This window comes from Fontibacillus panacisegetis, from assembly GCF_900102215.1.
Taxonomy (GTDB): Bacteria; Bacillota; Bacilli; order Paenibacillales; family Paenibacillaceae; genus Fontibacillus; species Fontibacillus panacisegetis.
In genome coordinates this window covers 40,597-67,105 of the sequence record NZ_FNBG01000028.1, presented here as the reverse complement: position 1 = coordinate 67,105, position 26,509 = coordinate 40,597, and the positions used below count along the sequence as shown (strand labels likewise).

General features: G+C 44.3%; 22 protein-coding genes and 1 rRNA gene. 1 reads left to right on the top strand and 22 read right to left on the bottom strand.

Annotated elements, in window-relative coordinates:
- From BLS49_RS19525 to folB, 7 genes are all read right to left on the bottom strand, one after another.
- Positions 1 to 199, bottom strand: a 16S ribosomal RNA gene (locus BLS49_RS19525); the annotation flags it as partial.
- Between the two features lie 379 nt (positions 200 to 578).
- Positions 579 to 2,090: a lysine--tRNA ligase gene (gene lysS / locus BLS49_RS19520; protein ID WP_245742574.1), complete on the bottom strand. Its 1,512-nt coding sequence runs from the start codon at positions 2,088 to 2,090 to the stop codon at positions 579 to 581.
- A 101-nt stretch (positions 2,091 to 2,191) separates the two neighbouring features.
- Complete coding sequence (gene greA / locus BLS49_RS19515; protein ID WP_091234821.1) at positions 2,192 to 2,668, bottom strand: transcription elongation factor GreA; 477 nt, start codon at positions 2,666 to 2,668, stop codon at positions 2,192 to 2,194.
- A 511-nt stretch (positions 2,669 to 3,179) separates the two neighbouring features.
- Positions 3,180 to 4,181, bottom strand: coding sequence for a tRNA dihydrouridine synthase DusB (gene dusB, locus BLS49_RS19510; RefSeq protein WP_091234818.1), 1,002 nt, complete (start codon positions 4,179 to 4,181; stop codon positions 3,180 to 3,182).
- Between the two features lie 109 nt (positions 4,182 to 4,290).
- Positions 4,291 to 4,497 carry a helix-turn-helix domain-containing protein gene (locus tag BLS49_RS19505; RefSeq protein ID WP_091234816.1) on the bottom strand — a complete coding sequence of 69 codons (207 nt, stop codon included), beginning with the start codon at positions 4,495 to 4,497 and terminating at the stop codon, positions 4,291 to 4,293.
- On the bottom strand, positions 4,467 to 4,997 hold the full coding sequence (folK, locus tag BLS49_RS19500) for a 2-amino-4-hydroxy-6-hydroxymethyldihydropteridine diphosphokinase (RefSeq protein ID WP_091234813.1): 531 nt from the start codon (positions 4,995 to 4,997) through the stop codon (positions 4,467 to 4,469). The genes BLS49_RS19505 and folK overlap by 31 nt, the downstream gene beginning before the upstream one ends.
- A 12-nt stretch (positions 4,998 to 5,009) precedes the next feature.
- Positions 5,010 to 5,372, bottom strand: coding sequence for a dihydroneopterin aldolase (folB, locus tag BLS49_RS19495; protein WP_091234810.1), 363 nt, complete (start codon positions 5,370 to 5,372; stop codon positions 5,010 to 5,012).
- 457 nt (positions 5,373 to 5,829) lie between these two features.
- Here folB and BLS49_RS19490 point away from each other — a divergent pair, with 457 nt between their 5' ends.
- Positions 5,830 to 6,384, top strand: coding sequence for a hypothetical protein (locus tag BLS49_RS19490; RefSeq protein ID WP_091234808.1), 555 nt, complete (start codon positions 5,830 to 5,832; stop codon positions 6,382 to 6,384).
- A gap of 134 nt (positions 6,385 to 6,518) precedes the next feature.
- Here BLS49_RS19490 and folP read toward each other — a convergent pair whose 3' ends face one another.
- The 15 genes from folP to BLS49_RS19415 form a co-directional block, all read right to left on the bottom strand.
- Positions 6,519 to 7,355, bottom strand: coding sequence for a dihydropteroate synthase (gene folP / locus BLS49_RS19485; protein ID WP_091234805.1), 837 nt, complete (start codon positions 7,353 to 7,355; stop codon positions 6,519 to 6,521).
- A gap of 30 nt (positions 7,356 to 7,385) precedes the next feature.
- A complete protein-coding gene (pabA, locus tag BLS49_RS19480) occupies positions 7,386 to 7,967 on the bottom strand; it encodes an aminodeoxychorismate/anthranilate synthase component II (protein ID WP_091234803.1) in 582 nt (193 codons plus the stop codon).
- 218 nt (positions 7,968 to 8,185) lie between these two features.
- The gene (gene cysK / locus BLS49_RS19475) at positions 8,186 to 9,127 is read right to left on the bottom strand and encodes a cysteine synthase A (protein WP_091234800.1); all 942 of its coding nucleotides are present in this window, start codon (positions 9,125 to 9,127) and stop codon (positions 8,186 to 8,188) included.
- A gap of 252 nt (positions 9,128 to 9,379) precedes the next feature.
- Positions 9,380 to 10,273 (bottom strand): Hsp33 family molecular chaperone HslO, encoded by an 894-nt coding sequence (gene hslO / locus BLS49_RS19470; protein WP_091234796.1) that lies wholly within the window; start codon positions 10,271 to 10,273, stop codon positions 9,380 to 9,382.
- A gap of 42 nt (positions 10,274 to 10,315) precedes the next feature.
- Positions 10,316 to 11,080 (bottom strand): type III pantothenate kinase, encoded by a 765-nt coding sequence (locus tag BLS49_RS19465; protein WP_091234793.1) that lies wholly within the window; start codon positions 11,078 to 11,080, stop codon positions 10,316 to 10,318.
- A gap of 5 nt (positions 11,081 to 11,085) precedes the next feature.
- Positions 11,086 to 11,952 carry a carboxylating nicotinate-nucleotide diphosphorylase gene (nadC, locus tag BLS49_RS19460; RefSeq protein ID WP_091234790.1) on the bottom strand — a complete coding sequence of 289 codons (867 nt, stop codon included), beginning with the start codon at positions 11,950 to 11,952 and terminating at the stop codon, positions 11,086 to 11,088.
- Positions 11,942 to 13,558, bottom strand: coding sequence for an L-aspartate oxidase (nadB, locus tag BLS49_RS19455; RefSeq protein WP_091234784.1), 1,617 nt, complete (start codon positions 13,556 to 13,558; stop codon positions 11,942 to 11,944). Before nadB ends, nadC begins: the two co-directional genes overlap by 11 nt.
- Positions 13,559 to 13,593: 35 nt before the next feature.
- Positions 13,594 to 14,532 carry a quinolinate synthase NadA gene (gene nadA / locus BLS49_RS19450; RefSeq protein WP_091234781.1) on the bottom strand — a complete coding sequence of 313 codons (939 nt, stop codon included), beginning with the start codon at positions 14,530 to 14,532 and terminating at the stop codon, positions 13,594 to 13,596.
- A 263-nt stretch (positions 14,533 to 14,795) separates the two neighbouring features.
- Complete coding sequence (ftsH, locus tag BLS49_RS19445; RefSeq protein ID WP_091234778.1) at positions 14,796 to 16,916, bottom strand: ATP-dependent zinc metalloprotease FtsH; 2,121 nt, start codon at positions 16,914 to 16,916, stop codon at positions 14,796 to 14,798.
- Positions 16,917 to 17,016: 100 nt separating this feature from the next.
- Positions 17,017 to 17,556, bottom strand: a complete 540-nt coding sequence (gene hpt / locus BLS49_RS19440; RefSeq protein ID WP_091234774.1) for a hypoxanthine phosphoribosyltransferase — start codon at positions 17,554 to 17,556, stop codon at positions 17,017 to 17,019.
- Positions 17,557 to 17,615: 59 nt separating this feature from the next.
- Positions 17,616 to 19,055, bottom strand: a complete 1,440-nt coding sequence (gene tilS / locus BLS49_RS19435) for a tRNA lysidine(34) synthetase TilS (protein WP_091234771.1) — start codon at positions 19,053 to 19,055, stop codon at positions 17,616 to 17,618.
- A gap of 44 nt (positions 19,056 to 19,099) precedes the next feature.
- Positions 19,100 to 20,053, bottom strand: coding sequence for a serine/threonine protein kinase (locus tag BLS49_RS19430; protein ID WP_376769618.1), 954 nt, complete (start codon positions 20,051 to 20,053; stop codon positions 19,100 to 19,102).
- Positions 20,037 to 20,783 (bottom strand): vWA domain-containing protein, encoded by a 747-nt coding sequence (locus BLS49_RS19425; RefSeq protein WP_091234765.1) that lies wholly within the window; start codon positions 20,781 to 20,783, stop codon positions 20,037 to 20,039. Before BLS49_RS19425 ends, BLS49_RS19430 begins: the two co-directional genes overlap by 17 nt.
- Positions 20,784 to 20,956: 173 nt before the next feature.
- Positions 20,957 to 24,706 carry a non-ribosomal peptide synthetase family protein gene (locus tag BLS49_RS19420; RefSeq protein WP_091234763.1) on the bottom strand — a complete coding sequence of 1,250 codons (3,750 nt, stop codon included), beginning with the start codon at positions 24,704 to 24,706 and terminating at the stop codon, positions 20,957 to 20,959.
- A 32-nt stretch (positions 24,707 to 24,738) separates the two neighbouring features.
- Complete coding sequence (locus BLS49_RS19415) at positions 24,739 to 26,484, bottom strand: methyl-accepting chemotaxis protein (RefSeq protein ID WP_091234760.1); 1,746 nt, start codon at positions 26,482 to 26,484, stop codon at positions 24,739 to 24,741.
- Between the last annotated feature and the right edge of the window lie 25 nt (positions 26,485 to 26,509).

The window sequence follows — 26,509 nt, the reverse complement described above, 5'->3', positions numbered from 1 at the left end:
CATGCGATGAAATAAATTATCCGGTATTAGCTAACGTTTCCGCTAGTTATCCCGGTCTTACAGGCAGGTTGCCTACGTGTTACTCACCCGTCCGCCGCTAACTATCAAGAGAGCAAGCTCTCCATCAAGTCCGCTCGACTTGCATGTATTAGGCACGCCGCCAGCGTTCGTCCTGAGCCAGGATCAAACTCTCCATTAAAGTGTTTGACTTGCTCATTTAGAAAAACTGACGAGAATTATTCATTCTCTTTTAATACTCACTCGTTGTTCAGTTTTCAAAGATCAACTTCGTTTTTGTTGACCACCGTGTTCAGCAGCAACTCTTATATTATATATCATCCGCCGTTTTAATGTCAAGCATTATTTATTATCAAGTTTTCTTGATGGCTCAATAATGTTGGTTAATAACGACCGGAAATACAATATATCATCTTTCTACAAATTGCGCAAGTATTTTTCAATAATAATTTGATTTATATTGTTTACCCTTGTTAATGCGCTTCTCGCCTATCATATAACTATCGAATAAGAAAGAATAGGCCCTGCTTCATTAGCAGAACCTGTTCATCATTTAAATATTACTCAACGGTATTACGCATATGCGGGAACAACAGAACATCACGGATTGAAGCCGAATCGGTCAACAGCATAACAAGACGGTCAACTCCAATACCTAGTCCACCTGTAGGTGGCATACCGTATTCGAGAGCACGAATGAAATCATCATCCATTTCATGTGCCTCGTCATTCCCATGTTCACGTTCTAACAATTGAGCTTCAAAACGTTGACGTTGATCAATCGGGTCATTCAATTCACTAAATGCATTTGCATGCTCGCGCGCCACGATAAACAGCTCGAAACGATCAGTAAAACGCGGATCTTCTTCATTCTTTTTGGCAAGCGGTGAAATCTCCACTGGGTGGCCATATACAAATGTAGGTTGGATCAAGGTTTCTTCAACAAATTGTTCGAAGAATGCATTTAGAATATGACCAAAAGTCATATGCGATTCAACAGGAACCTTATGCTCCTTAGCGAGTTTATGCGCATCTTCGTTAGTCATTTGTACGCCAAAGTCTACACCGGTAACTTCCTTTACGGCATCAACCATGGATACACGGCGCCATTGCGGCGTCAAATCAACTTCATGACCTTGGTAGTTAACAACCTGGGTTCCAAGGACCTCCTGCGCGATATGAGCGATCATATTTTCAGTCAATGCCATGATATCTTTGTAATCAGCGTAGGCTTCGTACAATTCGATCATTGTAAATTCCGGATTGTGACGAGTTGAGACACCCTCATTACGATATACACGGCCGATTTCATATACTTTTTCCAAGCCGCCAACGATAAGGCGTTTCAAGTGAAGCTCGATTGCAATACGCATATAAAGCTGCATGTCGAGCGCGTTGTGATGTGTAATGAACGGACGTGCTGCTGCACCACCCGCAATGCTATGCAATGTCGGAGTTTCAACTTCAAGGTAGCCAAGGGAATCCAAATAACGACGCATAGATTGAATAATACGGGAACGCTTAATAAACGTCTGTTGAACTTCTGGGTTTACGATCAAATCCACATAACGTTGACGATAACGCAGTTCAACATCTTTTAAGCCATGGTATTTGTCAGGCAATGGATACAACGATTTGGAGAGAACCTCGAGGTCCTTCACTTTAATTGTTGTCTCGCCTGTTTTTGTCTTGAATACTTCACCAGTCACACCAACGATATCTCCGAGATCCAGTATGCTAAAAGCTGCATATTTATCCTCAGGTGTGCTGTCCTGACGAACGTAGATTTGAATTTTACCGGACAGGTCTTGAATATGTGCGAAGCTGGCTTTTCCCATTACCCGCTTAGCCATAATACGTCCAGCGACAGTAACCTCGACATTCTTCTCTTCGAGCTCTTCCTTTGTCAGTCCATCATATTGACTAATAATGTCCCCCGCCATATGGGTACGTGTATACTTGTTGCCAAAAGGATCAATTCCAAGACCGCGCAGCTCGTCCAATTTCTCGCGACGAATTTTCAGCAACTCACTTACCTCGACTACTTCCTGATTGTTAAGTTCTTCGCTCAATTCCATTCCACTCCTTGCATCGCTATTTTTTAGGCACAATACATTAAAAACAGTGAAAGAAGCTTCCGCTGGGGAAGCTTCTTTAGAACGCTAATTCAGCATTATTTCTTGATATCAACGATTTTATATTGAATAACGCCTGCAGGAACTGCAACATCGACAACAGCACCCTTTTGCTTGCCGAGAATTGCTTTACCAACAGGGCTCTCATTCGATATTTTATTTTTGAGCGGATCAGATTCCGCTGTTCCGACGATAGCGTATTCCATCGTATCGCCATATTCGAGGTCTTCAACCGTTACTGTAGAACCAATGCTAACTGTATCGGTATCGATCTCATCATTGTTGATGATGCGTGCGTTACGAAGCATTTTTTCAAGGGTAATAATACGTCCCTCAATAAAAGCCTGCTCGTTCTTAGCATCTTCATATTCAGAGTTTTCACTAATATCCCCGTAACCAATCGCTGTTTTAATCCGTTCCGCCACTTCGCGACGTCTTACAGATTTCAGGTTCTCCAGCTCTTCTTCCAGTCTCTTCAGACCGTCCTGTGTAAGGATGACTTCTTTATCACTCATCTCAACCGATTCTCCTGTCATGGAAAAAATTTTCGCACTGTGCGGTGGACAGCCAAAACGCCTTCAAAAGCACAAAAAGCAACAGCAAAAGGCATTATAGCAATCCGCGGCGAAGGTTCTGCTATCCCACTGGGCAACGCTGTAAAAAGTCATGCATCATTGAGAATATCATATGCAATCTCATGAAGGTCAGACCACCCATGCCTACGGAATTTATCTCCAAAGGCGAATTTATACTGTGAAATTATAGGGGAACCTCTGTGAAATGTCAATGACACCCAATCAAGATGTAAACGTTTCACAATGATATCCGGTCGAGCGTCAATCTCAACAATTAAACAATACCCCAGATATTAGGGGGATTCCACTATATTAATTACATTCGCGCTATAGATATCGACAAAATAATCAGCATTTGCCCGCATCATTACAGGCTTTTTATTTTTGCATAAAATCATTCTTGATCAGTCTTACTTCTTATCAGACAAAATATTCTTGTGAACGCTGCAAGTTAAGCATATTCTACTTCTTCGTTTTTATCCGCGTGGATTCCATCCACAAAATTTTCTAAAATACGCACCATTTCATCACGTTTGGTCTCTTCCATAATAAGATCCTTGATTCGAGAAGACCCCTTTAGGCCTTTCAAGTACCAAGCCAGATGCTTCCGCATCTCACGAACGGCTACATGCTCACCCTTGAGTGCAGCTAATCGGTCCATATGCAAAATAGCAATACGGATTTTCTCTGCCGCTTCCGGCTCAGGGAGAAGTTCACCTGTTCTAAGATACTCTACAGTACGATACAGCATCCATGGATTGCCCAGCGCTCCGCGTCCGATCATAACGCCGTCGCATCCGGTTTGTTCAAGCATGCGTTTAGCATCCTCCGGAGTGGCCACATCACCGTTCCCGATAACTGGAATAGACACAGCTTCTTTTACCATCTTAATATAGTCCCAATCCGCCTTACCCGTGTACAATTGCTCGCGTGTCCGTCCATGTACACTTACAGCTTTACCACCAGCTTGCTCAACAGCTTTGGCATTGTCTACTACAAAAATATGATCGGAATCCCAGCCGATTCGCATTTTCACTGTAACAGGCTTGTTTACAGCAGCTACGACCGCAGATACCATTTCGTGTATTTTGTTAGGGTCCAAAAGCCAGCGTGCCCCAGCGTCACATTTCGTAACCTTCGGTACTGGACATCCCATATTAATATCGATAATGTCAGCATTCGTATCCTGATCTACTACCTTAGCGGCCTCAACCAGCGACTCCCTGTCGCCACCGAAAATTTGCAAACTTAGCGGTTTTTCGCGTTCATCTACAAACAACATCTCCTTGGTCCGTTTATTGCCATGAATGATTGCCTTATCGCTAACCATCTCTGCGCATACAAGTCCGGTACCGAATTCCTTCGCAATTAAGCGAAACGCCGGATTACAGACACCCGCCATAGGAGCCAATACGACCTGATTTTTCATTTCAATATCGCCGATTTTTAGCATGATGGTACCTCCTTAAAGTTTTGTGAGCGTTACTTCTTTAGATATGTCATCGAACAAAACTACTTCGTAAGCATTCACTTGGTTTTGTGAGCGTTAGTTCCCCTGCCCTCTATTTCTTCACCATCAGGTCAGTCAGGGTTACCCCAAGAACATCTGCAATTTTATTTAAAATTTGATCTTCTGCCCGTCGATTTCCTCTTTCTATAGCTCCCAAAATATCAAGCGAGATGCCTGATCGTTCAGCAAGCTCCTGCTGAGTATATCCCTTTAGTTTTCGAAAAGCCCTTATACGCTTTGCCAACTGCAGGTTTTCCAAAAGCGGACGCCGTCCTTTCCGTCAATAAGATCAAGGGCATGGTGTACAGTCTCGTACAAACCAGACGAATCTTCTTCCGGGACGATATCAGCAAGAGGAACAAGTACAAATGCCCTCTCCAGCATTCGCGGATGAGGCAGTGTTAATAAAGGTGTATCTATAACCTGTCCTTGTACCCATAACAGATCCAAATCTACCGTGCGCGGACCCCATCTAATCTTCCGTTCACGCCCCAGCCTAAGCTCTGTTTCCAACATAACAGCAAGCAGATCCGCCGGAGATAACGTCGTACTTAGCGCTACAGCCATATTTACAAAATTGGGTTGATCCACATATCCCACGGGATCAGTCTCATACATATTGGAAGTACGAAGTACTATAATATCGGGCTGTTCCTGCAGTAATGAGATAGCCTCCAGCAATGTAGCTTCCCGATCACCCAAGTTAGCCCCTAAAGCAATATAAGCCTCTGTAGTACCAGAGGTAGATTGAATATTCATGAAGTAACCTTCTCACTTTCTGGATCGATGTAACTCCACTGTCACACCTTCAAAATGAATATCAAAAGGTGGATGCGGCTTCGTAACACCAACCGTTAACGCATCTACCATAGTATAAGTGTCCAATACCGAGGATGCAATATGTTCTGCAAGAGCTTCAATCAATTTGAAGCTTTTTTGTTCGACGATATTTTTCACCAGATCATGGACTTCAGCATAGTTTACTGTTTTGGACAGATCGTCTCTTTTCCCAGCCTCCTGCAGGTCTAGCTCCAATACCAAATCAACATAAAATCGTTGGCCCAGTTTACGTTCCTCTTCAAAAACACCATGATATCCGTAGTATTCCATACGTTTTAGTACCATTCTATCCATTATTTAATACGCCACCTTATAGTTTTGTAGTATTTAAAAATAAAAACACAGGCCCATTGCCTGTGTGTAGAATAAGCCCCGTGCAGATCATAATTAGCCTTCATATTACCACAATTTATACTTCATCACAATTCAACAGCAAATGAATCTACTCATCACAAAAATCAAGCCTCCCTTTCAAAGAAACAGCGCATAAATGGCCGTAACTCCAAGGAGAGGCTGATAATGCATTTAAATTCAACATTATTCTACAACATTTAATAGATTGAGATATATCGGTAATTACATGGAAATATTTTTAAGTTATTGGCCACCTAACCATTAAATATAGGAGACTGCCAAACTACATTACTCGCTGTAATTTAAATGGATTAAATTTGAAATTAATTGTTGTAAAGTATATATTTGCCATAGTATAATTTATATGTAATTATACTAATTTTTGGGAGGTTTGATTATGAAAAAACTGAAGCACCTGGCAGTACTACTTGTTTTTGTCTTTGCATTTCTTAATTCGTACAGCTCTGTTCATGCAGCCTATGGGAACGTAACAACAGTGACATCCACCTACAATATACCTGCTGGCTGGATGATTAAGAGCTCTTCTACCTTTGCCGGGACAACCACCTACACTATTGTTGATTTAAATGGAGCACCTTACGGGGCAACACAATCGGTAACTTCCACGTATAACATCCCCTACGGCTGGATGATCAAGAGCTCTTCTACCTTTGCGGGAACAACCACTTACGTCATAATCAACCTTAACAATGGGCCTGCTCTCGCGACACAACAGGTAACTTCTACCGTCAACATACCAGGAGGGTGGATGATCAAGAATTCCTCTACCTTTGCAGGAACAACAACCTACACGTTAATTAATTTAAATGGAACCTCTGTTGGAACTACAGTGCAGGTAACCTCCACGCTTAACATGCCCTACGGCTGGGTTATCAAGAGCTCCTCTACCTTTGCGGGAGTAACAACATATACCATTCAAAAAATCAGCTAATTAAACGACTTTCAAAGAAAGCGCATTCTAATATTGAAATAACTCTATTCAACAAAACGCAAGCCGTGATTACTTGTCATTTGAACAAGTAATCACGGCTTCATGAATGATACGGACTGTTTAGCTTAAAGTCTCTATGCATAATACATTGCATCACACATCTGTGCTGTGCGCTTCATTTCCTTTACATCATGCACCCGAACCATTTGACAACCTTGAGCAATACCAAATGCTACAGTTGCTGCAGTACCAAATGCAACCTCGTCTACCTCAAGATCAAGTGTCGTACGAATAAACTTTTTACGTGAGGTAGCTAACAGCACAGGATACCCTAATGTAGTCAATACGTCGAGGGATTGCATAACTTTTAGATTCTCCGAATAGTCCTTAGCAAAGCCGATGCCTGGATCAAGGATTATCATATCATCTTTAACTCCTGCATCTTTAGCTATCTTTACACTCTCCAACAGATCATTAACGATATCTTCAATCAAGTGGTTATAATTGCGATCGCGCCGATTATGCATTAAGATTACAGGACAATCAAACTCTACCGCTGCCTTCGCCATTTGAGGATCCTCCTTGAACCCCCAAATGTCATTAATAATATGACCGCCGGCCTTTAATGCTTCCCTTGCTACATTTGCCTTGTAAGTATCAATTGAAATCGGTATATGCGGTGCTTCGCGGTGAATTGCTTCTATTACAGGAACGATCCGCTGTATCTCCTCCAGCTCACTTATCGGAGTATGACCCGGGCGCGTCGATTCTCCTCCGATGTCAATTATATCCGCTCCATCGTCCATCATTTGCAGAGCATGCTTTACCGCTCGATCTGTGTTATTGTACCGCCCACCGTCCGAAAATGAATCCGGAGTTACATTAAGAATCCCCATAATCAAAGTACGATCTCCTAATGTCACAGCACTATCTCCACATGGATACCTACGTCTGTACAATTCCCGCTTCATTTTAATACCTGCTTTCTCTCAAAGCCCGAATCAACATTCATTACTTTTTTTACGGGCCAAAAAATTGCGAAGAATCTGATGACCGTAATCGGTAATAATCGATTCAGGATGGAACTGGACCCCCTCAACGGCATATTCCTTATGACGCAGACCCATAATTTCGCCTTCCTCGGTCTCAGCAGTGATTTCAAGACAATCCGGAAGGCTCTCCCGTTCTACAATCAATGAGTGGTACCGAGTTGCGGTGAACGGTGACGGTAGACCTGTAAATACCGAGGTACCCTGATGCAAAATTGGCGAGGTTTTACCATGCATCAGACGAGGTGCACGGATAACATTACCTCCAAATGCCTGACCAATCGCTTGATGGCCTAAGCACACTCCAAAGATCGGAATTTCACCTTTAAATCGATCGATTACTTTAAGCGTAATACCAGCCTCATTAGGAGTACAAGGTCCTGGAGAAATCAAAATATGGTCAGGATTCAGCTCAGAAATCCCTTCCAAATCAATTTCATCGTTACGCCGAACGGTAACCCCTTCGCCCAATTCACCCAAGTATTGAACCAGGTTATAAGTAAACGAATCATAGTTGTCGATAACCAGTATCATAAATTCATCTCCTGTTCGGCTTATTTTATGGAGGTTCAAAAATCCATCTTTTGAACACTAATAGTATTATTTAATTCTATATTACCGAAGTAGTCAATTCACCCTTAAAAAATCCCGCCTGCTAAAAAAACATATAATAACCCCCCACCCTGTTCATAAAGAACAACGTGGGGGGTACAAATACCCTCAATCAGGAAGGTGATATGCAGCTTCCAATATTAAGCTTCAAAATTGTAAAGCGGAGTACTGAGGTAACGTTCGCCGTTACTTGGAATGATAGCCACAACGCGTTTACCTTTGCCCAGTTGTTTAGCAACTTGAAGTGCAGCATATACTGCAGCACCTGAAGAAATACCGGACAAGATTCCTTCTTCTTTAGCTACTGTGCGTGCTTGCTCGAATGCTGTTTCATTTTCTACATGAATAATTTCATCGTAGATATCACGGTTCAAAATTTCTGGAATGAAGTTAGCGCCAAGACCTTGGATTTTGTGAGGGCCTGGTTTGCCACCTGCCAAAATTGGCGAAGCTGCAGGCTCTACTGCATAAATCTTCACTTCAGGGAAACGTTTCTTGAGCACTTCACCAGCACCGGAAATTGTACCACCTGTTCCGATACCTGCAACGAATGCATCCAATGTACCGTCAAGCGATTCGATCGCTTCCACGATTTCAGGACCCGTTGTTTCGCGGTGAATTTTTACGTTAGCTTGGTTTCTGAATTGATCAGCCAGGAAGTAATCAGGGTTAGCTGCCAAAATTTCTTCAGCTTTCTTAACCGCGCCGTTCATACCTTCCGATCCTGGGGTCAATACGAGCTCAGCACCATAAGCGCGAAGCAGGTTACGACGTTCAAGGCTCATTGTTTCAGGCATAACGATAACTGCTTTATAGCCTTTAGCTGCAGCTACAAGAGCAAGGCCGATACCAGTGTTGCCACTAGTAGCTTCAATAATAGTGCCACCCGGCTTTAATTTGCCTTCTTTTTCAGCTTCTTCAACGATGCTGATTGCAATACGATCTTTAACGCTGGAGCCCGGATTTTGGTATTCCAGCTTCACATAAATTTCCGCGCTGTCTTCAGGAACGATACGATTTAGGCGAACAAGCGGTGTTCCACCAATTAGTTCTGTTACGTTGCTAACTACTTTTTTTGACATGAAAAGGCCTCCTTCGGATGTGAACATAAATATAATGTAAGCTTTCTTAGCTGTTAAAAATACAAATACATAACTTCTCGAAAATGATATAAAGTAAAGCAATAATTTGTGCTTTTATATTTCCGAGTAATCAAGTTGGTTTTACTACTATTATCTTAACAACACCCATCGGAGTTGTCAATAATTAAGTATGCTAAAAAATCAACAAGAAAAACCTGGCCCTAGGACCAGGTTTGCTTGGGTGTACTTTTTTTATTTTCCCCCGACCTGTGAAATCAATTCATCTATCTCGGAATTCGTAAATGTGTAAGCTTCATTACAGAAGTCACATACAACCTCAGTTTCCTCTTCTGTATCCTTGAGAGCTGCCAGTTCATCTTTTCCAAGACTAATAAGAGTACGCTCAACCCGATCACGCGAGCACGTGCATTTAAAATGAATATCCATCTCTTCAAGAATATTCACATCAGGTACGATCCAACGAAGCATTTCATCCAGCTCCATGCCTTGATCCAGCAGTGCAGTTACTGGAGGCATCTGTCCTACCGCACGTTCGATAACATCAATCTCATCATCGCTTAGTCCAGGCAATAGCTGAATAATAAACCCGCCTGCCACAATAACTGATGAATCAGTATCTACCAGCACACCTAGTCCTACTGCGGAAGGTGTCTGCTCAGAAACCGCAAAATAGTACGTAAAGTCTTCTCCCAGCTCACCAGAAATAATTGGAGAACTTCCGCGGTAAGGCTCTTTGAGACCCAAATCTTTAATAACGTGAATGAAGCCTGTCGTACCCACAGCGCCAGCTACGTCGAGTTTTCCAAGACTATTGCTAGGCAATTGAACATGTGGATTTTTTACGTAGCCGCGAACTTCACCCTTGGCATTAGCGTCAGCAATGATCTGCCCAACTGGACCGTCACCTTGAACCTGAATCGTCAGCTTCTCTTCGCCCTTCAGCATCGCACCCATCATAGCAGCGGCAGTTGTTGTGCGCCCAAGCGCAGCCGTTGTTGTTGGATACGTATCATGCCGGCGACGAAGCTCCTCTACAAGTGCTGTAGTACGCACGGCAAATGCACGAACTTTACCGTCCATTGCCGTACCACGAATCAAAATGTCTTTTCCCTTATTGTTAACCATATCGGTGATCGCCTCCTTAATTGTTATGCATTTCCTGCGCAATTATTGATTACGCTCATAGATGATTCGAAGGCCTTCCAGTGTGAGCCAAGGATTTACTTCCTGAATGGAATCTGACTCGCTTGCAATCAATTCTGCAAGACCGCCAGTAGCAATTACCTTAGGCTCCGCGTTCATCTCGTTCCTAATACGGCCCACAATTCCATCCACCTGACCTGCATATCCAAAAATAATTCCCGCCTGCATGGCATGCACCGTATTTCGGCCGATGACTTTCTTCGGCTTCTCCAGCTCAATACGAGGCAGCTTAGAAGCACGTTGATACAGAGCTTCCGTAGAAATACCTATGCCTGGAACAATCGCTCCTCCTAGATAATTTCCCTGTGCATCGACGCAATCAAATGTTGTCGCTGTTCCGAAATCAACAACTACAAGTGGACCGCCATACTGCTCAATGGCAGCGACCGCATTTACAATCCGGTCTGCCCCAACCTCACGCGGATTTTCGTACCGCAAATTCAATCCGGTCTTAATACCAGGGCCCACGATCAGCGGCTTCCGTTTTAAATATTTCTCACATAGCTCCTCCAGTACGTGCATTAATGGAGGAACGACTGAAGAAATGATAACTCCTTCAATATCGTGCACTTCAATTTTAGACATTTGAAACAGATTGTGTATCAACACTCCATATTCATCTACTGTAGCTTGCCGGTTGGTGCCTATTCTGAAATGATGAAGCAGCTCGCGATTTCTGTAGATACCAAGTACGATATTAGAGTTGCCGACATCTACCACAAGAAACATGGCACTTACCCCACTTTCTTCTCATTGAGGTCCAGACTGATATCCAGGCTCTCAAAGGAATACGTCAAACGCCCTACCGAGATAACATCCACTCCACTCTCGGCAATACTGCGTATTGTTTGTAATGAAACATTCCCTGAAGCTTCTACAATAACATGCGGAGCCTTCTCTTTAATATGGCTTACTGCTTGCTTCATCAGTCCAGGTTCCATATTATCGAGCATAATGATATCAGCCCCAGCCGTCAAAGCTTCATCAACTTGCATCAAGTTCTCAGTCTCCACTTCAATTTTCATCGTATGTGGAATGTTGGCCCGTGCACGGCTTACTGCTTCAGCAATACTGCCCGAGCCTTTAATATGATTATCCTTAATCATCACTGCATCATACAGTCCGAATCGATGGTTGCTTCCACCACCGACACGAACAGCGTACTTTTCGAGCATACGATGACCAGGTGTCGTTTTACGTGTATCCACCAGACGAACCGGAAGTCCGTTTAGCACATCAATAAAAGTACGTGTTTTCGTAGCAATACCAGACATACGCTGAAGCAAATTCAAGGCAAGTCGCTCTCCTGTAAGAACGCTGTGGGTGCTTCCTTCCACTACGGCGAGTACAGCTCCCTTGGCAACAGAATCGCCATCTTTTACAAGTGGAGTAAAGGTCAAGGTACGGTCTACCACCTCGAACACCAGCTGAGCTATTTCAATACCGGCCACAATCCCCGCTTCTTTAGCATGAATGATCCCCTTGGACTCATGACCCTGTGGAACAGTCACCGCAGACGTAATATCACCTGCACCGATATCCTCTTCCAGCCAACGGGTGATCGATTCTACCAAACCAGCATTATATCCATTAAACATCATCACTGACTTCCTCCAACATTCCTTTTTCACGGTGAAGTAAAATATGTCTGCGCCACCGTTCGTCATTCCGCTCAGGGAAATCCTCACGGTAATGCCCTCCGCGACTCTCCTCACGAACAAGAGCCGATTCAGTCAATAGCAAGGAACAAGTGAGCATATTTGCGAATTCCAGCTGCTCTCTAGTATGAAGGGCCGCCCCGAAAATAGGCAACTGCCGCTGAAGTTCCTCCAATCCTTTCAGCAAACCCTCTCTCGTACGGCGGAGACCCACTTGCCGAACCATAACCTTTTGCAATTTCAGCCTGCGCTCAACGATAGGCTGCATGACAGCATCATTGCGATTATCTTGACAAGCTATGTTCATTCCCGTCTTTTGCAGAGGCTCTAGCTGCTGGACTCGTTTAATAATGCGTCGTCCAAATACGATAGCTTCCGACAAAGAGTTGCTCGCCAGACGATTGGCTCCATGTACTCCGGTAGAGGACACCTCTCCGCAAGCGAACAGACGCCCCACACTAGTCTCACCGTAGTGTCCCGTCTGTACACCTCCCATCATATAATGCGCAGCCGGAGCAACAGGAATCCAGTCTGTTGTCATATCAAGACCAAATCCAATGCAAGTCTCATAGATGGTCGGGAACCGATGCTTAATCGTCTCCGGTGTCTCATGCGTAATATCAAGATAGACAATAGTAGACTTCGTAGCTTCCATTTCACTGACAATAGCCCGGGCCACAATGTCCCGCGGCGCCAATTCGAGCAGCTCATGGTATTTCTCCATAAAGCGCTCACCTTTGATATTGCGCAGAATTGCTCCTTCACCACGTACAGCTTCTGAAATCAGAAAACGTGGCGCTCCCGGATAACACAAGGACGTAGGATGGAATTGAATGAATTCCAAGTCACGGATCAACGCGCCAGCACGATATGCCATAGCGACTCCATCGCCAGTAGCCACTTCAGGATTGGTCGTATAACGATATAGCTGACCAGCCCCTCCAGAACAAAGAATCGTTGCATTCCCTCGAAGAAATACACGCTGGCCATCAGGACGCATCACAAGAGCTCCCAAGCATTCATTATCCTCTGTAATTAAATCTATGACAAAATGATCATGCCAAATATCAATGTTAGGATGACCCCCTACTTGCTCCGACAATGCACGGACAATTTCAAAGCCTGTTGCATCTCCATTTGCATGTAGAATACGACGATGGCTATGAGCTCCTTCTTTCGTTAACGCTAGTTCCCCGTTCTCTATGTCAAAAGCAGTTCCGAGTGTTATCAGTTCCTTAACACCTCTTGGTCCTTCATTGACGAGAATATCTACCGATTCCGAGGAACATAGACCTGCTCCTGCTAGGAGCGTGTCCTGACGGTGATATTCCGGGGAATCTTCATCAGAAATAACTGCAGCAATACCACCTTGAGCATATCTCGTATTGCTCTCCATCAGTGATTTCTTCGTAATCATAGTAACCCTTTGCTGTTCACTCGCTTTAATGGCAGTAAATAATCCAGCGATGCCCGAACCGATAACAATGACATCTGTATCTATTACGGGCAGTTCACTTAAATCAAAATCAACCAAATATTGTGGAATCACTATATTCACCTGTCTTGAACAGAGAGTAGCGCATGCTACTTAACCTGTAACATGCGCTCTAGGGATGCTCTGGCCTTGTCAGCTACAGCAGGAGGTACATAAATCTGCGGCTGCATCGTTTCCAGACATTTAACCAATTTCTTTAGGTTATTTACTTTCATATTAGGACACACTAGGAACTTAGTTGCAAAATGGAACGTTTTGTCCGGGCTGTCTTTTCTAAGCTGATAACCGGTACCATCTTCAGTTCCGACGATAAATTCTTTAGCTGAAGAGTTCTTGCAGTATTCCAGAATCGCAGTAGTACTACCTACAAAATCGCCCATGGCGACGACCTCCGGACGACATTCAGGATGCACAACAAACTCGGCTCCCGGATGACTTGCCTTCATCTCTACAACGTCCTTAACCGTAAGCATATCATGGGTATTACAGTAGCCCTCCCAAATAATCAGCTTCTTATCTGTATGCTGCTGGACATAGTGACCGAGATTTTTATCGGGTACCCATATAATCTCATCGGCATCTACCGAATTAATAACTTTGACAGCATTGGAGGAAGTACAGCAAATGTCTGTCTCCGCTTTAATATCAGCTGAAGAGTTGATATAAGTTACGACCTTGGCATTAGGATGCTGCGCCTTTAATTTGCGAAGTCCATCCACGTTAACCATATCCGCCATCGGGCAGCCTGCACGTTCGTCTGGAATAAGGACTGTTTTGTTTGGGGCCAGTATTTTAGCGCTTTCCCCCATAAAATGCACCCCGCAAAATACGATGGTCTCCGCATCGGTAGAAGCCGCCTTTTGGGCAAGCAAAAATGAGTCGCCCCGAAAGTCTGCAACCTCCTGAATTTCATCACGCTGATAATAGTGCGCTAAAATAATCGCATTCCGTTCTTTTTTGAGCTGGAACAGTTTTTCCTTGAGCTCCCGGTTCATTTCTGCCTTCCGCTCCAGTGCCTGAGCCTCCACCTTACTTCCTCCCCTTATGCGAATTCGGTTCATCGCCGAATCTTATCTCTCTATCCGCATTGTTATAGTTAATTTCATATGCCTTAAATAAGCATGAAATATCGACAACGTATCAAATTTCACACGGTGTTTAACAATTAATTTACACAAGGTACGTTGTACTGTCAATCAACCAAAGAACGATTTGCATGAAAAAAATCCGGGGGACAGGATTTGTCTCCCGGATTCTTCATTCGGATTCTTCATTTAACGCTAGTCAGTAATTATACAGTAGGTGTACTCCCACCGTTTCCTTTATCATCCTTATCGTCTTGATCCGATGTATCCGGAGCATCCTTGACAGTACCCGGAGGCGTATCAACCACAGGATCACTAGTAATATCATTATTCGATCCATTAGGGGTATCGTTCGGAATATCTCCAGGCGGTACAGTTGACGCCGGATCTTCACTTTTACCCTGGATGCGGACTTTAACATCACCAATGTTATCAACGATAGGTGCGCCGGAACCCTCTTCATTGCTACCGCTGTTATCCAAATTGGAGTCAGGCAGCTTCCCGGTCTCGATCAATGACTTGATCCCCTCAAGCTCCAAGGTTTCCACCTCAAGCAAAGTTTCTGCAATAAGACGAACCTTGTCAGCATGCTCAATCAAGAGGTTCTTACTACGTTCATACGATTCAGTAATGAAACGTTGCATTTCCTGATCGATTTCGTAAGCAATTTTATCACTATAGTTCTGCTCGTGTCCGATATCGCGGCCTAGGAATACTTGACCTTGCGATGTGCCAAATTGCATTGGGCCGAGCTTCTCACTCATACCATACTCAACGATCATGCTGCGCACGATGCTGGTAGCTTGCTGGAAGTCGCTATAAGCACCCGTACCGATTTCACCAATAAAGATCTCTTCTGACGCACGACCACCGAGGAGACCTGTAACCTTGTCGAGAAGCTCTTGCTTCGTCACAAGCATACGATCTTCTTTAGGCATCATAATAACGTAGCCCCCAGCGCGACCGCGCGGGATAATCGTTACTTTATGCACCATATCGGCATTCTCCAAGAAATAACCAACGATGGTATGACCAGCTTCGTGGAAGGCAACAATGCGTTTCTCACGGTCACTGATCACGCGGCTGCGTTTCTCAGTACCAACGATCACACGATCAATCGCTTCATCTACTTCACGCATAGAGATATCTTTACGATTACGGCGCGCGGCTAGAAGTGCTGCCTCATTCAACAGGTTCTCAAGATCCGCACCGGAAAATCCGGTAGTACGTTTCGCAATAATATCAAGACGAACGTCTTTAGTAAGCGGTTTGTTACGAGCATGTACTTTAAGTACCGCTTCGCGTCCTCTCACATCCGGACGATCTACCGTAATTTGACGGTCAAAACGTCCTGGACGCAGCAACGCCGGGTCAAGAATATCTGCACGGTTTGTAGCTGCTACGATAATAATACCTTCGTTACCGCTAAAACCATCCATTTCTACGAGCAATTGGTTGAGCGTTTGCTCACGTTCGTCATGGCCACCGCCAAGTCCGGCGCCACGCTGACGACCTACAGCATCAATCTCATCGATAAAGATGATACATGGTGCATTTTTCTTCGCATTTTCGAACAAATCCCGTACACGGGAAGCACCGACACCGACAAACATTTCTACGAAGTCGGAACCGGAAATACTGAAGAACGGAACGCCTGCTTCCCCGGCTACCGCACGAGCAAGCAATGTTTTACCAGTCCCCGGAGGACCTACCAAAAGTACGCCTTTCGGGATTCGCGCACCCACAGCGGCGAATTTGCGAGGATCTTTCAGGAACTCAACAACTTCGACAAGCTCTTGCTTCTCTTCATCGGCCCCTGCGACATCTTCAAATGTAACCTTCTTCTTCTCTTCATTGTAGAGACGGGCTTTACTCTTGCCGAAGTTCATTACCTTGCCGCCGCCGCCCTGCGCCTGATTAAACAGGAAGAAGAAGAGAATGAACATAATAGCTAGTGGAACAATCGAAGTCAGGAAAGTAAGCCAGATACTCTCGCCCTGCATCTTTTTCCAAGTCAGATCAAAGTCGTTCTTCTCGCTGAAATCCACGATTTCTCTGAGTACGTTTTGATCGTATGGAATATAGGTTGAGAAGTTCTTCGTTTTGCTCTCGCCGACAGTTTCCTTATACTTACCGGTTACCAGATAAGCATAACCGTCAAATTTACCGGTCAATTCCTCGACGTTGTTACTCTTTAATTGCTGACGCAATTCATCGTACCTAGGGGTGACGGTTGCCTCATTTCCGCCGTTGAGGAATTGGACGATGCCCACCACGACTAAGAAAAGTATCAAATAAAAACCAGAATTCCGGATGAACCGATTCATCCCCTACCTCCTCTCAAAAACCTTAAGTTATTTTACCATAGCCGCTCTCGTCTTTCAAAAAACAGGCCCGGGTTGTCTTTAACCTTATACTGTCACACCATTAAGTGGTGTATATTTCAGGCTTCAGCACCCCAATGTAAGGGAGGTTGCGATATTTCTCTGCGTAATCGAGACCATAGCCGACAACAAAAGCATCCGGCAAAACAAACCCGGACAAATCAGCCTGCAAGTCCACTGTTCTGCGTGCCGGTTTATCAAATAAAGTAACAATTTTTACGGAGTTCACTTTACGTCGTTCTAGTACATCGACTAAATAACTGAGCGTAAGTCCGCTGTCGATAATATCCTCCACGATCAGAACATCTCGTCCCTCTACGGAAGAATCCAAGTCCTTAATAATTTTAACCTCTCCCGATGAACGGGTAGAAGCGCCATAACTCGATACTGCCATAAAATCCAATTCGATCGGCACTGTAATTTCCTTCACCAGATCGGACATAAAAATGAAGGCACCTTTAAGAATACAAATAACCAATGGATTGCGACCTTCATATTCCTTACTGAGCTGTTGTCCAAGCTCTTCAACTTTCTGCTGTATTTGTTCCCGTGTTATTAGAACTTCCTGGATGTCGTTTTGCAAAATACGTAAACCTCCTACGTTATACTATGAATGTCTTCACTTTGTTACAACAAAGCGATTCATTCTCTGCCCTTTTGTAGAGCCATTACCACAACGGAAGATGTATGCGGGCTCACTGTAGCAATCGCAGATCGACGAACACCCGGGATCCACAATATTTGTCCGTTGGCGTCCGTCACTATAGGAATTTCTGAGCGCATCGAAGGCGGTATTTTCTCATCGATGAAAATATCCTTTACTTTTTTGCTCCCATTTAGTCCCATAACCTTCATGATATCTCCTGGAAGTCGTGAACGCACAGTAAGCGGATAATGTAGACCATCCGTATCGAACACTGCTTCATCGTTCCCCCGACCTTCCGATTTCAAAAGACCCGGGTCAGCTTCTTCCCGGGTAAACCTTAGGGTTCGTCCCGTGTCCTTAATGAACACCTCCGCAGGAAAATGTTCCACAACATATGTATAATGAGGAATCTGACTTTCCGCTAGAGCAAACCGGATCGTATCATATTCGCGTAAACAACGTAGTCCGCCGCCAAGATCAATGCTCCATGTCGTAGGAGAGTTCTGAATTGCACCCTTACGAATCGCTTCAATCTTAACGAAATCGCCTTCATCCGTGCTTAAAGGCAGATAATTTAATATTAGTTTAATCATCCTCCGTTGTAAAGCGGCATGTAAATTGATGAAAGAGTTGATTCGAAAGGCCTCTAAGCCGTCCTGTTTAAATACCAGCTTGGCATAGGCAGCCTCGGCTTCCCGCTGTATGTAATCATCTTCTACCCCAATCACTTCAGCAAGTCTATTCAAGGAATCCGTCAGCTGTTCATTATATTGCCCCAAAAAGGGCAGGACATCCAGACGCACTGCATTTCGAGCATACTTTGGAAGTAAATTTGAACTATCTATTACATAAGGAATACCCAAAGTATCACAGGCTAGAATCAGCTCATCCTTGTATATACGCAGCAATGGTCTTATTAGTTCCACCTTTTTATCTCTTCTCTTCACTCTCATACCTGCAAGACCCGACGGGCCACTCCCACGCAAAATTCTCATCATGACGGTCTCAGCCTGATCGTTAGCGTGGTGTGCCAGCGCTATTGAGGCCGCTGAATAACGGGTTGCCACATCATGTAAAAACTCATATCGTTTATCTCTCGCTGCAAGCTGCAGTCCTTTCCCTGAATCCTTCATATATGAAGGAATGTCGAAAAAGCCGAGCTCAAACGGAATACCAAGCTTTCCTGCAAGATTCCGTACAAACTCCGCTTCCTCGTCCGACTGCTCTCCACGTAAACCATGATTAACGTGAGCACAAACCAGCCTCAGCCCAAGTTCCTTATCCTTGGAGATTTCATTCAGGATATGGAGCAGTGCAACTGAGTCCGGTCCACCCGAGACAGCGACCACTATGCAATCCCCTGGGGACCAAAGGTGATACTCGCTGTCCATAAGGCGTGCTTCTTCAACCAGACGGTACATTCTACGCTCCATCATGTCCCTCTCCCCTTTCATCTAGTCTATTTATTGGGCATCTCGGATCAGAACCGCAGCGTTAAATAAAGTGCACAAGCCAGCAACGTAATGGATAAAGCAAAAGCACCCAGCATCCATCTAGGCGTTGAAGTCTGGGGCCTGCCTCTCTTCGTGAATCCTTTGACGAGTTCCTTCCATAAATCGCAAGCTTCTGCAGAATCACGAAATTTCCCTTCGATTGCTTTCTCAAGCCATTTCCGATAGGGCCCAAGAACAGGCTCATTCTGCACAATATGAATTAAATCATTTTTGCTCCTCATCTGGGGCAATGAGGTTGCTGCCTTCTTGAGAGGCTCCTCCGCAAGCATATGAATACACACTACAGCGAAGGAAAACAAATCATAAGCAGGATCAGCCGTACGGCTTCCCGCTGACCAATATCCCCGGTCATACCATTCCGTGAACTGCTTCACACTTCGGCCAATAGCACTAACTCCGCCATAATCAATCAGCTCTACTTCACCATAAGGAGATATGAGGACATTATTAGGCTTCAAATCTCCGAATACCCATCCCGATTCATGAAGTCTTCTCAACTGCTGCAAAATATAGAGACCTGCTACATTAAGCCATCTATCTCCTCTATTTGATAGAAAAGTACGAAGCGGCTCACCCTTCACGTACCGCATGACGTAGAAAGGAATCTCACTACCCAGATGAGAATAGTCATCTACCTCAACCAGATAAGATGGGCCCTGTCTTTCATTGGCTTTACGATGTTTGCGCCTCTGATTTTGCAACGCCTTCAGCACATTGACCTCTGACTGTAAGTCAATCGTGTCGAAGCCCATCTTGAGCGCGTAAAGCTCACCGTTCTCCGCCCGTTTCACAAGATATACGATTCCGTTCGCTCCCTGACCGAGTAAACGCTGAATTACATAACGTCCACCCCTCCAGCGTCCGGTTATTAGAGTGCCTTGCGGCAAGACCATATTAGACGACTTAGACGACGTAGTCACCGAGCATCCCTTCTCCCTGGCCTGATTCGACCGGCCAGTTCTCGTTACTTTGTCCCTTCAGTGTACCATACCTAAAGAATTCAATCACCTTCAAGATCGCTGGACCCGTTGGTGTCGCCCCCCTCATCGAAAGATGCTGAAAAATGGAGCGAACAGATTCCAAATTTGTCGTCCAGTCCAAATCTAGCACAGCATCCTCCCCGCCATGCTTGCCTGGAAAATGAAATACCGCAAGGCTGCTTCGTCCGTTTCTCGCCCCAAGACTTAACATCATATCACGGATCGCATTCTCCACTGCTGGCAGCTTAGGCTTCATACTTGCACTTGCATCAATGAGCAACGCTACCTCCAGCGGACTATTCTCGCTCAGCTCATCAATCACCTCAACAACCTGAGAACGTTTCTCCGGTGGCAAATCCTCCATCTCTGACCCGCCCAATATCTGTCTTAGCTCCTTATTCACCGCATGTTGAATGGTCTGTACTACTGTTTTCCGGGTCATCATTTGCATTGTCTGCGCTAACTTCTCCGTTCCTGAAAGACGACTCATACCACCGCCGGCTTTTGCAATCTCGGAAATTTCAGCACTACCCAACTCACCAATAGTTCCATAATCCACAATACCGACCACATTGACCGTGATTCCTTCCTGTCTTGCCAGAGCCGCAGCCAAAACCGGGCTTTCTCCCACATTGGAGCATCCATCCGTAATCAGCATAATTTGCTTCATCAAATATCCCGCCCTCTCTTCGTTCTAATCTCTCGTTTCTAGTATTTCCACCAAATTAAGAGTTCAAACTAGGAGAACGACGAAAATCACTGCATATGACAAAGGGCCGAGCCAACGTATCTATCATTGACTCGACCTCTTCGAATAAATATCTAGAAAATTGATCGTCAGTACTATAGCTTCGGAAAATATCCAATCGATACAGCGTAATCTAGCATTCGCGCAAAAAATTGTGCATTCGGAACATGACAGTAGACGCCCGTACCTGCCAAAAATTGCGTTGCACGTGGACAAGCGAATCGGTAAGCTGAATTTTTAGCCCCGTCACCTTCCAATTGTGCCATAGCAAGCTCCATTCCTGTACGATCCTTCGGCTGACTGCTGTCGAGCACCCATGCTTCATATTCGGACAATTCCAGCAGCTCGATTTTGTACCCATAATCCTGCAGCATCTGTACCATGTCCTCATACAGTATTTGCGTCGGGTTGCATATATGAAAAACTGTACCTGCCGATTCATCCTGAAGAGCCAGATTAACAACAGACTTTCCGGCATAGTCAATTGGAGTAAAATCAACGTACCAGCTTACTTTTGGAGCCTTTCCAAGAAGCATCATCGCTTTCAACATTCTATAAAAAGCATTGTTATCAATGTTTTTCTGGAATGAGCCTGTCTTAGAATGACATGACAAATTACCGATACGATAGACAGTAGCACGTACGCCCTCATCTTCGCAGGTTTTGACTACCAGCTTCTCAGCATCCAGCTTGCTGTTAGTATACACGTTGTCCGTACAAATACTATCTCCATAGCCCGAGCCTATGAAATGATCCCATTTCCCCCCGAAAGCCAAATCTTCAGGGATACCTAAAGTAGATATATAATGAAAGCGGACATTTTTGCCACGGGCCAGCGCAAGCAAACGATCCGTACTTTCAACATTTACGCGTGTAAAATAATCGGCATCACCGAAATGCTTCACCTCTGCCCCACAGTGAATAATTGAGTCTATATGCTCCTCAAGCAGACTTCTGTCTGCTGCACTAAGGCCTAAATGCTCCTGCTCCAGATCCCCGGAGATAACAACGACACGTCCATCCATTCTCTCAGCGATCTCTTGTCCATAATAATCGCACATCACATCTACCAGACGCTGATACGGAGCAATTCCGGAAGCAGGACGCACCAAGCAATAAATAACGCTATCTGATGTAGCAAGCAATTCATATAGCAGCGTAGATCCCAGGTATCCTGTTGCCCCCGTCAATAAAATATGACCTTGTTTCATAGCACCACACTTCGCCATTCCTTCGCTGCCAAAGCTATGCGGATACTCCTCCAGGTCCCTGATCTCCTTGAAATGATCCTGACCTGATTCATCAGCCTGTTCATCATTCAGCACTATGATCCGTTCCGCTAAGCGCGCTATCGTAGGATTTACGAAGAAATCATTGATTTTTAACTTGGGAAAGCTTGGTTTAAGCAAGACAAGAATCTCAATAATTTTAAGAGAGTGACCGCCAATTTCAAAAAAATCATCATAAATGCCTATAGAGGTTCTGTGAAGCACTTGCTGCCAAGCACTCGCTATTGTTTGCTGCAGCTCGTTCTCTGGCGCGGCGTAATTCTCAGACACTTCTTCCAATGTCTCTGGGATGTCGTAGATGTCCAGACGTTTGCGATCCATCTTTCCGGTTGGGGATATTGGCATAGACTCAAGGAACACAAAATGTGACGGCACCATGTATGTTGGAACCTTTGCTTTCAGAAAAGAAGCAAGCTCCGATTTGTGAATCGGGGTTCCTTCTTTCGATGTATAAAAGGCAACCAGCATTTTTTCCCCTACATCATTACTCTTGGCGATAATCGCTACGTCTTTAATATCGTCGTGCTTGGCAAGATTCTCCTCGATTTCCCCGATTTCAATCCGGTAACCGCGAATCTTTACCTGCAGGTCCTTACGGCCGATATACTCCAATCCTCCGCTTGACAGACGAACCAGATCTCCGGAACGGTAAAATCTTTTATCAGAGCCCAGATGAACAGGGTCCTTAATAAAAGCTTCCTCCGTCTTTTCCGGTTGGTTCAAATATCCCCTAGCAAGGCCCACGGAATGGATGAGAAGCTCTCCAGATACATTTATAGGACAAGGCTGGTTATTCTCATTCACAATGAGCACTTCATAGTTATGGATCGGCTTACCGATGCTAATGGTTGATAAATGCTCCGATACCGGACCATCCAACGTATGTGTTGTCGTCACCACTGTTACTTCAGTAGGTCCGTACGCATTTACAATCATCGGACAATGTGGAAGCTTCTTTTGCAATCCACGAACTGCCTCACCTGACAACGCCTCTCCGCCGATAACAAAGCTCTTAATAGATACGTATTTTGACGCATCCTTCTCAGTGAGATACGCTGACAACTGGTTGAAGAATACCGTTGGTAAAATACCAATTCGCGTTGCCCCCGTCTCTTCAATACCTGAAGTAAATGCTTCTACCGAATAGCGCTGTTCCCCCGACAATAGATGAAGCTGAGCACCAGAGCATAGTGCGCTAAAAATGTCATACACAGACGCATCGAAACTAAACGTTGAATACTGCAGGATTACATCATTTTCCGAAAAATTCAGATGCTCCACTGTAGTCATTGCCAAGTTAACGACCCCAATATGAGGAATCAGAACACCCTTAGGTCTACCCGTAGTTCCCGAAGTATAGATGATATAGGCGATATCATCAGAAGTTATCTCCACATCAACATATCCTGTCAACTCTTGTGACTTTTCTGATCCTTCCATGTCTCCTATATCTTCACTGAAGATCGATTCCAAGCTTAATAAACTTACTTGCTCTGTACCTGAAGCCATAAACGATATTAGCTTGGATTTATAAATATCCTTAGTTATGACAATTGGACATTTCGTATCATCGATAATGTAAGAGTTCCGATCGTCTGGATGCTCCGGGTCTAGTGGAACATATGCTCCTCCAGCTTTGATTACACCGAGCATACTGATCACAGCCTCTATACTGCGTTCCATATAAATCGATACAAAGTTCCCCTTATGAAGGCCCTGCTCTCTCAGCTTCTTAGCTAACCTGCCCGATAGATAATCCAGCTGACGGTAGGTCAGCTGCCTGCCATCCGTTGATAGGGCCACGCGATCCGGAAATTGTTCTGCCGAACGTTGGAACATACCTACAACACCATTTGAAGGCATGTCCCACTCCTTTGTCGTATCATTTAGCTGAACATATGCTTCCTCATCCTCTGCCGTCAGAATCGGAATGCTGCCAATCGCAATACTGTCATTCTCTATAGCTGCTTTCACAATAGATTCATAGTGTGCAGCAAGCTTACGAACAGTATCTTCCTTAAAAAGATAGCGGTCATATTTTATGAGGATACGACATTCAGAATTCTCATTTTCTACAGACCAGTTCAGACGACTTGAAGCATACGTATCATCATCACCGTATAGGGTCTGCACAATTTGCGTATGGCCGACAAGCTCTTCTATCTCTTTTAATGGAAGACTGGCTGAATTTAGCTGGTTCAGCTTGCCTCTGATCGACGTATAAAGCTCCTGATAAGTCATCCCAGGCTCGCACGCTACTCGCAGTGGCAGAATATGACCGTTATGATCTTTAACTCCTACTAGTTGATCCTTTTCGCCACTCATTCTGAACAATAAAACCAAGTAACCTGTAATCATCCATGCTTGTTGATCTCCTGCTGCTGATAGCTTATCTAGTTGAGATTTTGTAAGATCCAGCGGGTATATGGTCGTCTGCTCAGCACGGCTGGCAGCAAGTTTTGAATAATCGGTATATAAATCTAATCCCGGTAACGGTAACCAAAGCTCCTTTTGCCAAAATTCCCGGACATCCTGTTTCACCAGAACGGAACTCACCTATAAACCACTCCTTGGTCGCTGAAATCTCTCTATAACTTCAATCTTTGAACTACCTGTTCCAGTTCACCAGAAACCTGGTTCAACTGCTCAGCCGACTCCACAATTTTACCTGCAGATGTACGCTGCTCCAGAGCATTCGATTTAATATCCTCTGCTACAGTTGCATTTCTCTCAGCCAAAACAGAGATTTGCTTGAATGCAGCAGTAATTTGTTCTGTCTCTGCCACCATTTCCTCTGTAGCTGCAGAAACCTCTTGAATTTGACTCGTAATCTCTTCTGTTGCATTCAAAATATTGTAAAAGAGTACTCCTGTATCCTTCACAATTTCTATTCCCGATTCTACATTTTCATCGCCCTCTTTAATTGCCGTTACAGCCGTCAACGTTTCATTCTGAATAGTATGAACGAGCTCTGCAATCATCTCTGCTGACTTCCCGGATTCCTCAGCCAATTTCTTGACCTCATTCGCTACTACAGCAAATCCACGCCCGTCTTCACCGGCTCGTGCAGCTTCAATGCTGGCATTTAGTGATAACAGATGGGTTTGCGCTGCAATTTGCGTAATGACTTGTACGATTTCCTCAATTTCTCCTGAACGCTTCTGAAGCTGTTCAATCGAGACCACCGAATTCCGAACCGATCTCTGAATAGCATCCATTTGCTTTATTACTTCATCAATATTGTTTCCACCAAGCTCCGATTGATCTTTCATTTGCAGAGACGCTTCGGATAGCGCAGAGGTATTGCCGGCAATTGTATTTACGCCTAAACCAATCTCCTCCAAGGATGCAACACTCTCAGTAAGAGATTTGCTTTGCTGCATGACCTTGTTCGAAATTTCCTCAATGTGATTCGTAATATTCATAGAGCTCTGATGATTATCCTCTACAGCAGTAAACAACACCCTCGACTGCTCTGCAGATTGATTGGAGCTTGTCTTGATTACAGTTACCAGATGATTTATATTGCTTACAGTAGTATTAAACTTCTCATTTACACGACCAAGCTCATCATTTCCGGCTTTCAACTGAACACTAAAATCGCCGTGACTTAACCGATCCAGTGCCCCCATCAGATCCTTAATTGGAGCAAAACTCCGTCGAATGAAATAGTACTGCAACGACAATATAACTAACAAAATCACTAACAATGCCACTACCGTATTTTTCAATAGATCCTGCTGGCCCGTCATAATGATGCTGGCATCGAAATCCATGCCCATGTAAGCAAATATTTTCCCGTTCTCATCTTGGAATGGATATAAAACAGTCAACCACATACCATAATCATCTTTATACGGCTTGGTATATGTAATTTCTTTACTTTGCAGCATTTCCTGTACACCTTTTACGTGAAAGGAAGGTTGTCCCAGCATATCTCCTAAATGGAGACCTTCACCCTCAAACATATCCAAAATAGCTGTAGGAAAAGAAATCATTTGCGTACTGTTATCGATGACTTCTGACCCAAAAATATATCCCTGGGCTACATTTGGATGAGTTGCTGACAGCTCGTCAAACAATTCTGTCAATTTCTTCTGAATTGCTGAATTCCGATCCGTATTTTTCATTGCCTCAGCAGCTTCTGCCGAAGTAATCTTGTTCATCCAAGCTTCCATTACCTTGTGAGAGTCACCTTCCAGCTGATTTCTAAGTACTCCACCCTGAATATAATAACTAGAAGTGATAAGTATGATGCCCGTCATAATGATGGATAAACTTGTTAGTACCATGTTTTTTGTGACGATACTCCATCGATTAATGAATTTAAACATTTCTCCAGTCTCCTCTTCAGTCTAC

What these genes read in the sequence shown, in the direction of transcription:
- BLS49_RS19415 (WP_091234760.1), bottom strand. Translation starts at nt 26,484, where the DNA reads ATGTTTAAATTCATTAATCGATGGAGTATCGTCACAAAAAACATGGTA.
- BLS49_RS19425 (WP_091234765.1), bottom strand. Translation starts at nt 20,783, where the DNA reads ATGAAGCAAATTATGCTGATTACGGATGGATGCTCCAATGTGGGAGAA.
- dusB (WP_091234818.1), bottom strand. Translation starts at nt 4,181, where the DNA reads ATGCTAAAAATCGGCGATATTGAAATGAAAAATCAGGTCGTATTGGCT.
- nadC (WP_091234790.1), bottom strand. Translation starts at nt 11,952, where the DNA reads ATGATGTTTAATGGATATAATGCTGGTTTGGTAGAATCGATCACCCGT.
- folP (WP_091234805.1), bottom strand. Translation starts at nt 7,355, where the DNA reads ATGAAGCGGGAATTGTACAGACGTAGGTATCCATGTGGAGATAGTGCT.
- folB (WP_091234810.1), bottom strand. Translation starts at nt 5,372, where the DNA reads ATGGATAGAATGGTACTAAAACGTATGGAATACTACGGATATCATGGT.
- greA (WP_091234821.1), bottom strand. Translation starts at nt 2,668, where the DNA reads ATGAGTGATAAAGAAGTCATCCTTACACAGGACGGTCTGAAGAGACTG.
- hslO (WP_091234796.1), bottom strand. Translation starts at nt 10,273, where the DNA reads ATGGTTAACAATAAGGGAAAAGACATTTTGATTCGTGGTACGGCAATG.
- pabA (WP_091234803.1), bottom strand. Translation starts at nt 7,967, where the DNA reads ATGATACTGGTTATCGACAACTATGATTCGTTTACTTATAACCTGGTT.
- tilS (WP_091234771.1), bottom strand. Translation starts at nt 19,055, where the DNA reads ATGATGGAGCGTAGAATGTACCGTCTGGTTGAAGAAGCACGCCTTATG.
- BLS49_RS19490 (WP_091234808.1), top strand. Translation starts at nt 5,830, where the DNA reads ATGAAAAAACTGAAGCACCTGGCAGTACTACTTGTTTTTGTCTTTGCA.
- folK (WP_091234813.1), bottom strand. Translation starts at nt 4,997, where the DNA reads ATGAATATTCAATCTACCTCTGGTACTACAGAGGCTTATATTGCTTTA.
- BLS49_RS19465 (WP_091234793.1), bottom strand. Translation starts at nt 11,080, where the DNA reads ATGTTTCTTGTGGTAGATGTCGGCAACTCTAATATCGTACTTGGTATC.
- ftsH (WP_091234778.1), bottom strand. Translation starts at nt 16,916, where the DNA reads ATGAATCGGTTCATCCGGAATTCTGGTTTTTATTTGATACTTTTCTTA.
- cysK (WP_091234800.1), bottom strand. Translation starts at nt 9,127, where the DNA reads ATGTCAAAAAAAGTAGTTAGCAACGTAACAGAACTAATTGGTGGAACA.